Raw genomic sequence first — 14498 nt, 5'->3', positions numbered from 1 at the left:
ATCAGCCGGCGGGCTGGTCGTACCGGGCGACCGCCCCGAAGGCGCCGAACCGCTCCGGGTGCTCGTCCACATCCGACGGTGAGTCGGGGCGCCACAGCGGCATGTGCACCACGCCCGGTTCGAGGACCGTCCAGTCGCCGAAGAAGCCGGTGACCTGCGCGCGGGACCGCAACGTGATCTCGGTGTCCGTCCGCGCGGAGAGCCGCTGGGCGTCCAGCATCTCCTGCGGTTGGTCCTCGAAGGTGGAGTGCGAGATGACCAGGAAGCTGCCGGGCGCGGCGGCGGCCCGCAGGGTGGCCAGGATGTCCTCGGGCCGGTCGGCGTCCGGGATGAAGTGCACCACCCCGGCCAGCAGGATGCCCATCGGCCGGCTGAAGTCGATCAGCCCGAGCTGCCGGGTCTCGGCGAGGATCCGCTCCGGCTCCCGCAGGTCGGAGTGGATCACCCCGGTCAGCTCGTTGCCGGCGAGCAGTTCCCGGCTGTGCGCGACGGCCACCGGGTCGATGTCGACGTAGACCACGCGGGCCTTGGGGTTCGCCCCCTGGGCCACCTCGTGCACGTTGCCCACGGTGGGAATTCCGGAGCCGATGTCGAGGAACTGGTCGATGCCGGCATCGAGCAACGCCCGGACGGCACGGCGCAGGAACTCCCGGCCGGAGCGCATGGTGGCGGCGAGGTTCGGGGTCATGCTGGCGATCTGCTCGGCCAACTGCCGATCGATCTCGAAGTTGTGCGCCCCGCCCAGGAAATAGTCGTACACCCGGGCCGCGCTCGGCCTGGTCAGATCGATCTCGGTCGGCAGTCCGTCCGGCATCAGCGTGCTCCCCAGTTCATCGCCGCGGCGCGGGACGGCACCGGCGTCGGCGTGCCCGCGCCCCCCGGCCGACCCACGGGTCGTGTGGTGTGGACCACTCTAGGCCGCTGACTCCCGCGTTCGGGAGATCCCTTCACGCTCTTTCCGCGCTCAGGCGGCCGACTCCAGCAGCAGCGAGATGCCCTGCCCGACCCCGATGCACATGGTGGCCAGTGCCCGGCGGCCGCCGCGACGGCGCAGCTCCAGCGCGGCGGTCAACGCCAGCCGGGCCCCGCTGGCACCCAACGGGTGCCCCAGCGCGATGGCGCCGCCGTTCGGGTTGACGTGCTCGGCGTCCACCGGCAGCCCCAGCTCGCGCAGCACCGCCACCGACTGCGCGGCGAACGCCTCGTTCAGCTCGATCACGTCCACCGCGCCCAGCTTGACGCCGACCCGGTCGAGCAGCTTGCGGGTGGCCGGCACCGGCCCGATCCCCATGATCCGGGGCGGCACGCCGGCCGCCGCCGCACCACCGATGCGGGCCAGTGGGGTGAGGCCGTAGCGGGCCACCGCGGCCTCACTGGCCACCAGCAGCGCGACCGCGCCGTCGTTGACGCCCGACGAGTTACCGGCGGTCACCGTGCCGCCCTCCCGGAACGGGGTGGGCAGCGCGGCCAGCTTCTCCAGCGAGGTCTCGCGGGGGTGCTCATCGACCTCGACCAGCCGGGTCTCCCGCCGGCCGGCCGGCACGGAGACCGGCACGATCTCCTCGGCGAACCGGCCGTCGGCCTGTGCCTTGGCGGCACGCTGCTGCGAGCGGTACGCGAACGCGTCCTGCTCGGCCCGGCCGACGCCGTACTCGGCGGCCACGTTCTCCGCGGTCTCCGGCATCGAGTCGACCCCCCAGCCGTCCCGCATCAGCGGGTTGACCAGCCGCCAGCCCAGGGTGGTGTCGTACACCTCCGCCGAGCGGGAGTACGCCGAGGTCGCCTTCGGCATGACGAACGGCGCCCGGCTCATGCTCTCCACCCCGCCCGCGACCACCAGCTCCGCCTCCCCGGCCACGATGGACCGGGCGGCGGTGGCGAGGGCGTCCAGCCCGGAGCCGCAGAGCCGGTTGACCGTGCTGCCCGGTACCTGCTCGGGCAGGCCGGCCAGCAGCGCCGCCATCCGGGCCACGTTGCGGTTGTCCTCGCCGGCCTGGTTGGCGCAGCCGAGCACGACGTCGTCCACCCGGGCCCAGTCCACCGACGGGTGGCGGGCGACCAACTCGCGGATCACGTGCGCGGCCAGGTCGTCGGGGCGGACGCCGGCCAGCGCGCCGGCGTACCGGCCGATCGGGGTACGGACACCGGCCACCAGGTATGCCACGGTCATCGCGAGTCCTTCGGGGGTGGAGACGGCGGGGGTGGAGGCACCCGCTGGGGTCTTGCGGGCTACCGAGCGCCAGGATATCCGCGCCGACACCGGATAGGTTGACGGCATGGCCCGGGCCCAGTTCAGCGCAGAGACCAGCGGCGGTGGCGCGTTCGTCCGTCAACCCAACCGGTTCACTGGCCGGGTCACCCCGGACTCGACCTCCCCGCCCGGCGGCGGCCCCGACGAGCAGGACCGCTGGCCGCTGGAGGCTGGCCGCTACCGGCTGATCTGGTGCCGCGCCTGCCCGTGGGCGCACCGCGCCCGGATCGTGCGCGGTCTGCTCGGGCTGGACGACGCGATCTCGCTGGGCACCGTCGACCCGATCCGGGACGAGCGGGGCTGGGCGTTCGCCCTCGACCCGGACGGCTTCGACCCGGTCCTCGGCGTCAGCTTCCTCTCCGAGGCGTACCTGGCCACCGACCCGGACTACACCGGCCGGGTGACCGTGCCGGCGCTGGTCGACACGCTGACCGGTCGGGTGGTCACCAACGACTACCCGCAGCTCACCCTGGACTTCTCCACCGAGTGGCGGCGGTTGCACGCCCCGGACGCGCCGGACCTGTACCCGATCGATCTGCGCCCCGAGATGAACGCGCTGATGGCCGAGATCCACACCGACGTCAACAACGGCGTGTACCGGTGCGGGTTCGCCACCTCCCAGGAGGCGTACGACGAGGCGTTCCGGGCGCTGTTCGCCCGGCTGGACGCGCTCTCTGAGCGGCTGGCCGGGCAGCGCTACCTGATGGGCGACGCGATCACCGAGGCCGATGTGCGGCTGTTCACCACGCTGGTCCGCTTCGACACCGCGTACCACGGACACTTCAAGTGCAACCGGCACAAGTTGACCGAAATGCCGGTGCTCTGGGCGTACGCCCGGGACCTGTTCCAGACCCCGGGCTTCGGCGAGACGGTGGACTTCGACCACATCAAGCGGCACTACTACGGCACCCACCGGGAGATCAACCCGAGCGCCATCGTGCCGCTGGGGCCCGACCAGTCCGGCTGGACCACGCCGCACGGGCGTGGCTGAGCCGGGTCGGCCCGGCACCACGACCGCGCCCGCCGTCCACGCGGACGTCGCGCGCCGGGTCGCCGCGTCGGCCGCCGCCGGCTGCGCGCTGGGCGGCGCGGTCGCGGTGACGGTCGCCGTGGTCGCCGGTCCCGGTCCGGGGCTCACCGGGTACGTCAGTGAGGCGGGCATCGCCGGCAGCGGCCACGCCGCGACGTACCGGATCGGGGTCCTCGCACTGGCCGGAGCGCTGCTGCTGCTCGCCGCCGCGCTGCCTGCCGAGGTGCGGGCCGCGCCAGCACTGCCCCCCTGGGTGCGGGCGGCGCCGGCGCTCCTCGCCGGGGCGCGGGCTGCGCCAGCGCTGCTCGCGGTCAGTGCCGTGTGCACCGCCGTGTCCGGGGCGGTGACCTGCTCCGCCGGCTGTCCGCTGCCGCCGTTCGAGCGAGCCACGGTGGCGGACCTGGTGCATGGCGGAGGAAGCATCGCGGCGACCGCGGCGGTGGTCCTCGCGATGGTCGCGCTCGCCCTGGCCGGCCCGGCCGGCCGGGCGGTACGTTGGCTGGCCGGCGGGGCGGCGGCGCTGGCCCTGCCGCTCTGCGCCACGGTGGGGCTGGCCATGCTCCTCGTCGGTCGGGGCGGGGTGGTGGGCGTGCTGGAACGGCTGATCCTGGCGCTCGCGGTGCTGTGGGGCCTGGCCACCGCCACCGTGCTGGCCCTGGCCCGCCGCTGAGCACGCATCGGCGGCGACTGTAAGGAGCCTCACGATCAGCGGTCCTTCCACCCAGGAGAAGGACCGGCGTAACGTTGGCCGGCGATGACCAATGTCTGGGGCCTTACCGTCCGCCTGTACGTCGATCTCCGACTGCAGGCCAGCGGCGTCTGTCCGGCGTAGCCGCACTCTCCCGCCTACCCCGCCCGGACCAGACAATTGGACAGACCCACATGCCTTTCGGCCTGCGCAAAATTCCCTTCTCCGTGCAGATCCTGCTCGGCCTCGTGCTCGGCGTGGCGCTCGGCTTCCTGGCCCGCACCAACGACCTGAGCTGGCTGACCAGCACCCTGCACACCGTCGGCGGCCTCTTCATCCAGCTGCTCAAGCTGGCCGTGCCGCCCCTGGTCTTCACCGCCATCGTGGTCAGCGTGGTCAGCCTGCGCGGCGTGGCCAACGCCGCCCGGCTCGCGTTGAAGACCCTGCTGTGGTTCGGCATCACCGCGCTTATCGCGGTGGGCATCGGCATCGGCCTCGGCCTGCTCACCAACCCGGGCAAGGGCGTGACCCTCGACCTGGGTGGCGCGGCACCGCCGAAGAACACCGGCTCCTGGACCGACTTCCTCACCGGCATCGTGCCCACCAACCCGGTCGGCGCGTTCGTCGAGGGCAACGTCCTCCAGATCGTCTTCCTCGCCCTCGTGGTCGGTGCGGCGGCGCTGCTGGTCGGCGAGGCCGCCGAGCCGTTCGTGGCGCTGAACCGCTCGCTGTTGGAGATCGTCCAGAAGGCGCTCTGGTGGGTCATCCGACTCGCCCCGATCGGCACCCTCGGCCTGATCGGCAACGCCGTCGCCTCGTACGGCTGGGACCTGCTGGCCCCGCTGGCCAAGTTCACCACCGCCGTCTACGTCGGCTGCGCCATCGTGCTGTTCGTGGTCTACCCGCTGGTGCTGATCCTCGCCGGCCGGCTCAACCCGCTGCGCTTCTTCGCCGGCGCCTGGCCGGCGATCGAGCTGGCCTTCGTGTCCCGCTCCTCGGTGGGCACCATGCCGGTGACCCAGCGTTCCGTCGAGCGGCTCGGCGTGCCCCGTGAGTACGCCTCGTTCGCGGTGCCGTTCGGCGCCACCACGAAGATGGACGGCTGCGCCGCGATCTACCCGGCACTCGCCGCGATCTTCGTGGCCCAGGTGTTCGGCGTGGACCTCGGCATCACCGACTACCTGCTGATCGCCTTCGTCTCGGTGGTCGGCTCGGCGGCCACCGCCGGCCTGACCGGCGCGATCGTGATGCTCACCCTCACCCTGAGCACGCTGGGCCTGCCGCTGGCCGGCGCCGGCCTGCTGCTGGCCATCGACCCGATCCTCGACATGATCCGGACCGCCACCAACGTGGCCGGGCAGGCCCTGGTGCCGACCGTCGTCGCTGCCCGCGAGGGCACCCTCGACCGGGCCGCGTACGAATCCGCCGGCCGGCGGGACCTGACCGACCCGGAGCCGGTCGCGAACACCCGGCCCGACCGGCAGGACGAGCTCAGCCCCGTCCCCGCCTGACCAGTTCGCACCACCAGCGACGGGCCTCTCATCCGAGGGGCCCGTCGTCGGTTCTTGAGAGGATGACGAGATGAGCTCCCTGTTCACGCCGCTGACCCTGCGCGCGGTGACGCTGCCCAACCGGATCGCCATGGCGCCGATGTGCCAGTACTCCGCCGGCCCGGACGGTCTGCCCACCGACTGGCACCTGATCCACCTCGGCACGCGCGCGGTCGGAGGGGTCGGGCTGGTGCTGACCGAAGCGACCGCCGTGCTGCCCGAGGGCCGGATCAGCCCGCAGGACACCGGGCTGTGGTCCGACGCGCATGTCGACGCGTGGCGGCCGGTGACCGCGTTCGTCGCCGGCCAGGGCGCGGTGCCCGCCGTGCAGCTCGCGCACGCCGGCTTCAAGGCCTCCACCTACCGTCCGTGGGCCCAGACCCGCGGCGGCGTGCCGGACGCCGAGGGCGGCTGGACGCCGGTCGGTCCCGGGGCGGAGCCGTTCGTCGCCAACTACCGGGTGCCGACCGCCCTCGACGCGGCCGGGATCGCCGGCGTGGTCAAGGCCTTCGCCACCGCCGCCGGGCGGGCGCTGGACGCCGGCTTCGCCGCCGTGGAGATCCACGCCGCGCACGGCTACCTGCTCCACGAGTTCCTCTCGCCGCTGACCAACCACCGCACCGACTCCTACGGTGGTGACCGGGCCGGCCGCATGCGGCTCACCCTGGAGGTGGCCCGCGCGGTACGCGCGACGGTCGGCGAGACCGTGCCGGTGCTCACCCGGATCTCCGCCACCGACTGGGTCGAGGGCGGCTGGACGGCCGAGGACAGCGTCGTGCTCGCCGCCGAGCTGGCCGGCGCCGGCGTGGACCTCGTCGACGCCTCCTCCGGCGGCGCACACCCGGACGCGCGCGTCCCGCTGGGCCCTGGCTACCAGGTGCCGCTGGCCGCCCGGATCCGCCGCGAGGCCGGCGTACCGACCGGTGCCGTCGGCCTGATCGTCGAGCCGGAGCACGCCGAGCAGATCGTCGCCGGTGGCGAGGCCGACCTGGTGCTGCTCGGCCGGGAGCTGCTGCGCGACCCGTACTGGCCGCGCCGCGCCGCCGCCAAACTCGGCGTCACGTACACCGGGCCCGCCCAGTACGCCCGCGCCGCCTGACCCCTGCCGGTGGGGCGGCTGCCGCACCCGCTGACCTCCGCCGGTGGGACGGCTGCCGTGCCGGGCGGCCGCCCCACCGTCAGCCAGCCAGGTGCGACCAGTCGCCCTCCAGGTCCCGCCAGGTCCCCTGGGCTGCCACCGTGCCGCCGAGCAGCACCACCACGTGGTCGGCGCGGACCAACGCGGCGCGCTTCGCGGTCGAGCCGACCACGGTCACCCCGTGCGCGCGCAGCGCCTGCCACAGCGCCAGCTCGGTGGTGACGTCCAGCGCCGACGACACGTCGTCGGCGACCAGCAGCTCGGTACGCGGCGCCAGCGCCCGGGCCAGCGCCAGCCGTTGCAGCTGGCCGCCGGAGAGCCGGGTGCCCTTGTGCCCGATGAGCAGGCCCAGCCCACCGCCGGCAGCGGCCAGGTCGTGGTCGAGCTGGGCGGTGGTGACCGCCCCGGCCGCGTCCACCTGGTGGCCGAGCGCGATGTTGTCGGCCACCGTGCCGGAGAGCACCCGGGGCAACTGGCCGACGTAGCCGACCTGGTTGGGGCGCAGGAACAACTCCGGCTCGGTGACCGGGTCGCCGTTCCAGGACAGCTCACCGGTGTGGTGCACGATCCCGGCCAACGCCCGCAACAGCGACGACTTGCCCGAGCCGACCGGCCCGACGACCAGCACCAACTGCCCGCGCTGCACGGCCAGGTCCACATCCCGGACGGCGACCGTGCCGTCGGAGTGCACCACCCCGAAGCCGCGCAGCTCCAGTCGTCGCAGCGGATGCCGGGGCGGCATACTCGGCGCGGGCGCCGTCCCGGCGGCCAGATCGACCGCCGGCACCCCCGCGGAGTACGCGTTCACCCCGGTCATCGCCACCGTGCGTCGGGTCCAGACCCGCGCAGAGGGCAGCTGGGAGATCAACGACGCCGTCGTCCAGGCGAACCAGCGGGCCGCGCCCAGGGTGGAGACGGCCACCAGCACCGCCCCGGCGGAGAGTCCGCCGTTCAGGTAGAGCGCCCACGCGCCGATCGGCAACAGCCCGCTGGCGACCGACGGCGTGGAGCGCGACCACACCTGCACCGAGATCTCCCGCCGCTGCCGGTCGCTGCGCACCACATCCAGGTCCGCAAGGTGACGTAGCACCGCCGCGGTCGCGCCGGCGAGCTTCACCGTCCGCGCCGCGGAGAGCGTGGAGACCAACGCGGTGGCGAAGGCAGCCCGCGCCGCCACCGTCGCCCGGGCCGCACGCTCGAGCTTCGGCCCGAACAGCGTCGCGGCCAGCCCGGAGACGACCATCGTGCCGAGGAAGAACAGCCCCGGTACGACGCTGCCGGTGACCGCCGTCATGGCGACCACCAGGACCAGCGCGACGGCCTGGTCCAGCACGTTGTCGGCGAGCTGGACCACCCGCTCGGTGTCGCCGCCCTGCGCCACCACCTCGGCCGGGGTGTGCGAGCTGACCCGGCGCGGCCCGGTCTGGCCGTGCACCAGGCGCAGGCCGATCCGCAACATCTGCCGCACCCACCACTGGGGGAACCAGACGTGGGTGTAGTACGGCAGCGGCAGGGTGACCAGCAGCCCGGCCGCGATCCCCACCGCCGGCAGGTACGGGTTGCCGGTCCCGTCGACCACGTCGGCCCAGAGCCACGGCAGCACCGGGCCGTCCAGCCCCAGCAGGCTGAGCCCGAGGAACAGCCCGATCGCGGCCAGCCCGTACCGGGGATCGTTGGTACAGAGTCGGAAGATCTCCCGCAGCGTCCGAGCCGGCGGTACGGGCGGCAGTGGCGGCGGGTCGGCACGGGTCGGCCCGACCGGCCCAACCGATCCAGTCGGCTCGACCAGCCCAATCGGCGCGCTCGTTCCGACCGGCCCGACCAGCCCACTCGGCTCGACCGGCCCAACCGGCCCGGCCGGCGTGCTCGTTCCGACCGGCCCGACTGGCCCGACCGGCTCGGCCGGTGCGCTCGCCGGCTCGCTCGGCCAGGCGTCGGCCGGGCCGGGGCCGACCAGCAGGTCGGTGCCGGCGCCCGCGCGGCCGGCCGGCGCCGCTGCGGCGTACGCGGCGGCGTGACTGGTCGCCAGCAGCTCGGCGAAGCGTGTCGACGTCTCCAGCGGGCCGGCCTCGACCACCGCGCCGTCGGCCAGCACGACGACCTCGTCGCAGCGGCGCACCGAGGAGAGTCGGTGGGCGATGACGATCCCGATCCGGTCGAGCAGCAGTCGTTCGGTGGCCCGCTGCACCCGCGCCTCGGTGACCGGATCCAGCCGTGCGGTGGCCTCGTCGAGGATCACCACATGCGGGTCACGGACCAGGATCCGGGCGAACGCCACCAACTGCTCCTGACCGGCGGAGAGCACGTGCCCGCCCTCGCCCAGCCGGGTCCCCAACCCGTCCGGAAGTTCGGCGATCCAGCCGGCCAGGCCCAGCTCGTTCAGCGCCCGGGCTGCGGCGTCGAGCAGCTCCGGGTCGAAGAGTGCGACGTTCTCGGCGAGCGTGCCGGCCAGGATCTCGGTGCGCTGCGGTACCAGCGCCACCCAGCGGCGCAACTGCTCGACGTCGAGGTCGCACAGGTCGGTGCCGCCGAGGAAGACCGTTCCCGGCGGCACGTCGACGGCCCTGGTGAGCACCTTCGCCAGAGTCGACTTGCCCGAGCCGGTCCGCCCGATCAGCGCGTACGAGCGGCCGCGCGCGAAGGTGAGACTGAGCCCGCGCAGCGCCGCCCCCCGGCCGCTCTCTGGGCCGCTCACCTGGTACCCGAACGTCAGCTCGCGGATACGCAGGTCACCCTCGGTCGGGCTGGCCCCGCCGACGGGCTCCTGTCGGGCTTTCTGGAGCAACTGCACCCGGGCCCACGCGCCGAGAGCCTCCTGGATCTCCGGCACCATCCGGCTGACGTGTTCCGCGGTGGCCCCGAAGGCCAGGGCGAGCAGCCAGATGGCGGTGAGCCGGGCAGCGTCGACCCGGTCGGTGGTCAACGCCCAGGCCCCGCCGAGCACCACCACGCCGATGCCAGCCCGGATCGTCGCGGTGGCGGCCGTGGCCACCCGCGCGGACAACACCCAGACCAGGTGGCCCCGGGACAGCACGGCGGCGGCCCGCCGGGCGTACAGCCGCAGTACGTACGGCCGGGCCAGGCTGGTCCGTACGTCGTCCTGGCCGTGCACCGCCTCCTCCATCACGGCGGCCAGGTCCGACCATGCCTCCTCCTCGGCCATCCGGGCCGGACCGATCCGCGCCGTGGGTCGGCGCAGTCCGACCGCGAGCACCACCGTGAGCAGCAGCATCGCGATACCGGCCGGCCACCACACGACCAGCGCGACGACCATCGACAACAGGCCGACGCAGAGGCCCTGGGCGAGCCGGGTGCCCTGGTTACGGACCGCCGACGCGACCTGGTAGACGTCCCCGTCGATGCGGTCGAGCAGCTCGCCCACCGGGGTGGTCTCCAGGGTGGGCAGGTCCTGCCCGAGGGCGACGCGGCAGAGCCGGCGGCGCACGTCGGCGGACCAGTCGGCGGTTAGGCCGGCCATCAGCAGGCTCACCGCGAGGTCGCTGAGCACCACGGCGACCAGCGCCGCGGCCAGCACGGCGAAGAAGCCGGCCGAGCGGTGCACCAGCACCGCGCCGGCCAGCGCCGACGCGCCCGCCTGACCGGCGGCGCCGAGCACGATCAGGACGGCCACGATCGTCATCCGACGTGTCGAGGTGCCCCACAGATCACGGAGCAGGCGCATTGGTGTCCCTCCGGACGTGGGTGGCGGCGAACCCAGCGTGCCGGTACGGAACCGATCAACTCAACCGATTTACCGTCTCTGAGCAGGGCTTCCGGTCAGGTCAACCGGTCCGAACTCGCGATCTGTGGAACCTGTGATCCCGGTCATCATCGGGCATCCACGCCGTCCGGTTTCCGTGCTCGGCCGGTGCCGGACTGACCGGGTGGGCGGGCTTCCGGGCCACGTCCGTGCGGGATGCGGTGGGACGTGGGACTGCCGTGGTACGCGCGCCGCCGCCGCTTCTCGCGCTCGACCCAGGCGATCCCGGCTCCGGGCGGTCAGGCTTGACGCTGTTGTTGGCGTGATCCCTGTGAGGCATCAATATGCCTGTGAGGTATCACCGGTGTTGTCGACTCCGGGCCGGGTCGCGAGGTTTCGGGTTGATCGACTCGGTGTCGGCGATGTCGCGGTATCCCGCCGCGGTGATGCCCCCATGTCGGCGATCTGGAGTTGACCATCGCCAGCCGGCCCGGTCTGACGCCGGGGGCGGTGCCGGGCGCGCGTCGAATGTCCGGCTGACGCCGGGAGCGGTGGGCGGTCCGGGCGTCGAATGTCCCTTATCGGGGTCTCTGGTGTGTGACCGGCTGCACCCGTGCGGTGGAATGGGGGCCGGCCTGGGGTCGTTACATACCCTGACGATCGCAGTACCACGGCCCGCCGCCCCACCCCCCGGGGTTGGAATGCCAGGCCCGGCCCGGTCGTTACAGATCCCCGAACGACCGCACCAGGCACCCGCTCGACCCGGTGCCAATGCCGGAATGACCCCGGCCCGCCGGTCGTTACAGATCCCCTGAACGACCGCCCCCCGCACCCCCGCTCCACTGGGTGCCGGCGGATGGGCCAGGCCCGGAATGATGTCGGCCCGGCGGTCGTTACACACAGACCCGGCGCCACGAGCCCCCGCCCGTTGGTCGCCGAAAAGACTTTGTTGTTAGCGCCGGACGAGGTGCTCGCACCCTGTAACGCCGATCCCCCGGTCGGCTGGGTGTTTACCCCCGTGAAGGAGCTACCCCCATGAACACGATCATGCGTAAGAGTGTGCTGTCCGTTGCTGGTCTGGCCTTCGCCGGTGGTGTGTTCGCCGGTCCGATCGCCGCCCACGCCGCCACCCCCGTCGACACCAAGCCCGCCGCCGTGGCCGTGCAGTCGGTCTCGCCGCAGGGTGAGCAGTCGCGCATCGACCTGAACGGTGAGCAGACCGCCAACGTCAAGGCGATCATCGCCGCCACGAAGAAGGCCGGTCTGCCGGAGCGCGCCGCGGTCATCTCGATCGCGACGAGCCTGCAGGAGTCGAAGCTGGAGAACCTCGGCCACCTCGGCGACATGAACGACCACGACTCGCTGGGCCTGTTCCAGCAGCGGCCGAGCTCGGGTTGGGGTACGCCGGAGCAGATCACCGACCCTGAGTACTCGACCACCGCGTTCCTCAAGGGTCTGAAGCAGGTCGACGGGTGGCAGGACATGCCGCTGACCGACGCCGCGCAGACCGTGCAGGTGTCGGCCTACCCGGACGCCTACGCCCAGTGGGAGAAGCAGGCCACCGACCTGGTCGGCCAGTACTGGAACAGCTGACCCCAGCACCGCATGAACGAACCGCTGGCCGGCACCCCAACCCGGGGTGCCGGCCAGCGGCATATCCACCCAAGATCTTGGACAGTTTCCGTTACCCGCTAACAGTTACCCGCTAACGGAAACTGTCCAAGATCTGCCGGGCCGGGCCGGGCCGAGGGCAGGCCGGGGGCGGAGTCGGGCCAGGCAGGCAGAGCCGGGCGGGCGGGCGGAGCCGAACCAGGCCAGTCCGAGCCGAACTGAACCGGAGCAGGCCAGGCCGGCCCGGACCGAGCCAGGCCGGACCGGGTCGGGTCGGGTCGGGTCGGAAGGCAACCTGCACACGAAAGTTGGCCCGCCTACCAAATGGAACTGGCGGTCAGAAGAGGACCGTGGCGAGGGTGCCGATCGGCTGGAAGCCGCAGCGCTCGTAGACCCGGCGCGCTGGCAGGTTGAAGTCGTTGACGTACAGGCTGACGGTCGGGGCGACCCGCAGCAGGGCGTCGCGTACGACGGCGGCCATCGCGGCGGTTGCCATCCCCCGGCCCCGCCACTCCGGAGCCACCCAGACGCCCTGGACCTGCGCGGTCCGCTTGGTCACCACGGCCAGCTCGGCCTTGAACACGACCTTGCCGTCGACGAACCGGGCGTACGCCCGACCGGCGCGGACCAGGTCGTTGACGCGCCGGCGGTAGCTGCGTCCGGCGTCCTCGGCCAGCGGGGAGACGCCGACCTCCTCGGTGTACATGGCCACCGATGCCGGAAAGAGCCGGTCGACCTCACCGGCGCGAACCTGGCGTACCTCCGGGTCGGCCGGTACGGCCGGCAGCGTGTCGGTGGCCAGCAGCGGCTGGTTGGGGCGGACGTCCCGGGCCGGGCCCCAGGCGTCGGAGAGGCGGTCCCAGAGGCCGAGGACGGCGTCCGCCCGGCCGACGATGGAGGAGCAGAGCCTCTCCTCGCCGGCGAGGAGATCGGCGAAGGCGGAGATGGCTGGTTCGGTGGCGAGTACGGGGGTCAGGTTGCCGCCGAGCCAGCAGAGTGATTCGAGGTTGCGCCGTGCGCCGTACCCCAGGATTCTGCCCTCGGCCCGCCACCAGGAGAGCCCGCGCGCGGCGATGCGCTCGGCGACCTGCGCGCCCGCGAAGGGGTCCAAGTCGAGCAGTCGCTCGACCGCGCGGCGCTCCGATTCTCCCAGTTGCCGTACCGGCACCGTCAGCACGTGTACCAGCCTGCCAGATCGGAACCCCGCCCCGCCGGCCGAGTGACGAGCCCGGCCTCAGACGGGCACGGGCTCGGCAGGAAGGCTGGTCGGTCGGGTGCGGCCGGCCCACCGGACGACCGGGGGCACCAGGGCACCAAGTAGGAGGAACAGCCCGCCGAGCAGCAGCCAGCCCGGTATGCCCCAGCCGAGCGCGAGGCTGGTCACGACGACCGGGGCGAGCATCTTGCCCAGTTCGTACCCCATGCCGTATGCCCCCTGGTACTGCCCCTGCGCGTTGGCCGGCGCCAGCCCGAAGGAGATCCCCCATCCGGCGGCGGAATGCCACAGCTCCCCGATCACGTGCGCCAGCGACCCGCAGCAGAGGAGAGCGACGGCGGCCGCCGTGGGCAGCGAGCCGCTGGCGGCGAAGAGTACGCAGGCCAGCGCGATGGCCACCCCCGCCCGACGGGAGGCGCGGGCGGCTCCCGGCAGGGTGACGGCGCTGCGCGCGGCGCGTACCTGGAGGAGCACCACCAGCACAGTGTTGACCAGCGTCAACCCGGAGATCATCCAGGCCGGTGCCCGGGTGTGCCCGGCGATCCACAGCGGCAGGGCGATGGTGAGCAGGCTGAAGTGCATGGACATCAGCCCGTCGAGCAGGGTGAACGCGAGGAACGGGCGGTCCCGCAGGGCGATCAGCCGGGGTCCGTGGGTCGGGGCGGCGACCGGCGCGACGGTGGGCAGCCGGAGGAAGACCACCGCCGCGGCCAGCGACGCGGCCGCTGCGGTCAGGATCAGCGCGACGTACCCGGCGCGGGTGTCGGCGGCGATGGCGAAGCCGCCGAGGACGGCGCCGACGGAGATGCCGACGTTGGTGGTGGCCCTCAGGTAGGCGCGGGTGTGCACCCGCTGGTCGGCGGGGATCACGCCGGCGATCAGCGCGCCCCGGGCGCCGCGCTCGACCGCGTCGGCGAGTGCCGTGGCGGCGCCCACCGCCAGGAAGGCGACGAACGACCGGACGGTGATCAGGCCGGCGGTCAGGGTGCCGGCGGCGATCAGCCCTCCGACCTGTGCGCCGCGCGGCCCGATGCGGTCGGCGAGGTAGCCGCTCGGCGCGCTGGCGAGTACGCCGACCAGCGCCGAGATGGTCAGCCCGACGCCCACCTGGGTCGGTGAGAGGCCGACCGACCGGGTGAGGAAGAGCGCGCTGGCGACCAGCCAGAGGCCCCGACCGACGGTCTTGACCAGGGTGCCGAGGGTGAGGGTCCGGGCCGGGCCCGGTGGAGGAAGCAGGCGCATGCCCGACACCCTAACAAGACGTACGTACGGTTTGTAGCCCGGTACTTGTCAGCGATGCGTTGCCGATATATC

Annotated in this window: 10 protein-coding genes; 5 read left to right on the top strand and 5 right to left on the bottom strand. The window is 73.1% G+C overall.

The window, feature by feature from the left end; genetic code table 11:
• Position 1: 1 nt before the first annotated feature.
• Together OG470_RS14660 and pcaF are read right to left on the bottom strand one after the other, a co-directional pair.
• Complete coding sequence (locus OG470_RS14660) at positions 2 to 814, bottom strand: SAM-dependent methyltransferase (protein ID WP_328424609.1); 813 nt, start codon at positions 812 to 814, stop codon at positions 2 to 4.
• Positions 815 to 964: 150 nt separating this feature from the next.
• Entirely contained in the window at positions 965 to 2170 is a 1206-nt protein-coding gene (pcaF, locus tag OG470_RS14655) for a 3-oxoadipyl-CoA thiolase (protein WP_328424608.1), read from the bottom strand.
• A 106-nt stretch (positions 2171 to 2276) separates the two neighbouring features.
• Between pcaF and OG470_RS14650 the strand changes: the two genes are divergently transcribed.
• From OG470_RS14650 to OG470_RS14635, 4 genes are all read left to right on the top strand, one after another.
• On the top strand, positions 2277 to 3242 hold the full coding sequence (locus tag OG470_RS14650; RefSeq protein ID WP_328424607.1) for a glutathione S-transferase family protein: 966 nt from the start codon (positions 2277 to 2279) through the stop codon (positions 3240 to 3242).
• Positions 3235 to 3951: a DUF998 domain-containing protein gene (locus tag OG470_RS14645; RefSeq protein ID WP_328424605.1), complete on the top strand. Its 717-nt coding sequence runs from the start codon at positions 3235 to 3237 to the stop codon at positions 3949 to 3951. Before OG470_RS14650 ends, OG470_RS14645 begins: the two co-directional genes overlap by 8 nt.
• A gap of 224 nt (positions 3952 to 4175) precedes the next feature.
• Positions 4176 to 5480, top strand: coding sequence for a dicarboxylate/amino acid:cation symporter (locus OG470_RS14640; protein WP_328426352.1), 1305 nt, complete (start codon positions 4176 to 4178; stop codon positions 5478 to 5480).
• Positions 5481 to 5550: 70 nt separating this feature from the next.
• Positions 5551 to 6618 carry an NADH:flavin oxidoreductase/NADH oxidase gene (locus OG470_RS14635; protein ID WP_328424603.1) on the top strand — a complete coding sequence of 356 codons (1068 nt, stop codon included), beginning with the start codon at positions 5551 to 5553 and terminating at the stop codon, positions 6616 to 6618.
• A gap of 79 nt (positions 6619 to 6697) precedes the next feature.
• Here OG470_RS14635 and OG470_RS14630 read toward each other — a convergent pair whose 3' ends face one another.
• Entirely contained in the window at positions 6698 to 10339 is a 3642-nt protein-coding gene (locus OG470_RS14630; RefSeq protein ID WP_328424602.1) for an ATP-binding cassette domain-containing protein, read from the bottom strand.
• A 1053-nt stretch (positions 10340 to 11392) separates the two neighbouring features.
• Between OG470_RS14630 and OG470_RS14625 the strand changes: the two genes are divergently transcribed.
• A complete protein-coding gene (locus OG470_RS14625) occupies positions 11393 to 11950 on the top strand; it encodes a hypothetical protein (RefSeq protein ID WP_328424600.1) in 558 nt (185 codons plus the stop codon).
• A gap of 355 nt (positions 11951 to 12305) precedes the next feature.
• On the opposite strand, the gene OG470_RS14620 is transcribed toward OG470_RS14625, so the two are convergent.
• Both OG470_RS14620 and OG470_RS14615 read right to left on the bottom strand, forming a co-directional pair.
• Complete coding sequence (locus OG470_RS14620; RefSeq protein WP_328424598.1) at positions 12306 to 13145, bottom strand: GNAT family N-acetyltransferase; 840 nt, start codon at positions 13143 to 13145, stop codon at positions 12306 to 12308.
• A gap of 57 nt (positions 13146 to 13202) precedes the next feature.
• Entirely contained in the window at positions 13203 to 14426 is a 1224-nt protein-coding gene (locus tag OG470_RS14615; protein ID WP_328424596.1) for an MFS transporter, read from the bottom strand.
• Positions 14427 to 14498: the final 72 nt, after the last annotated feature.

This window comes from Micromonospora sp. NBC_00389 (assembly GCF_036059255.1).
Lineage (GTDB): Bacteria > Actinomycetota > Actinomycetes > Mycobacteriales > Micromonosporaceae > Micromonospora.
Note: the sequence above shows the minus strand (reverse complement) of the source record. Positions and strands in the feature narration are given on the sequence as shown.

Bases quoted from the DNA above. Each gene is read 5' to 3' on its own strand.
- OG470_RS14660 (WP_328424609.1), bottom strand. From the start codon at position 814: ATGCCGGACGGACTGCCGACCGAGATCGATCTGACCAGGCCGAGCGCG.
- pcaF (WP_328424608.1), bottom strand. From the start codon at position 2,170: ATGACCGTGGCATACCTGGTGGCCGGTGTCCGTACCCCGATCGGCCGG.
- OG470_RS14650 (WP_328424607.1), top strand. From the start codon at position 2,277: ATGGCCCGGGCCCAGTTCAGCGCAGAGACCAGCGGCGGTGGCGCGTTC.
- OG470_RS14635 (WP_328424603.1), top strand. From the start codon at position 5,551: ATGAGCTCCCTGTTCACGCCGCTGACCCTGCGCGCGGTGACGCTGCCC.
- OG470_RS14630 (WP_328424602.1), bottom strand. From the start codon at position 10,339: ATGCGCCTGCTCCGTGATCTGTGGGGCACCTCGACACGTCGGATGACG.
- OG470_RS14625 (WP_328424600.1), top strand. From the start codon at position 11,393: ATGAACACGATCATGCGTAAGAGTGTGCTGTCCGTTGCTGGTCTGGCC.
- OG470_RS14615 (WP_328424596.1), bottom strand. From the start codon at position 14,426: ATGCGCCTGCTTCCTCCACCGGGCCCGGCCCGGACCCTCACCCTCGGC.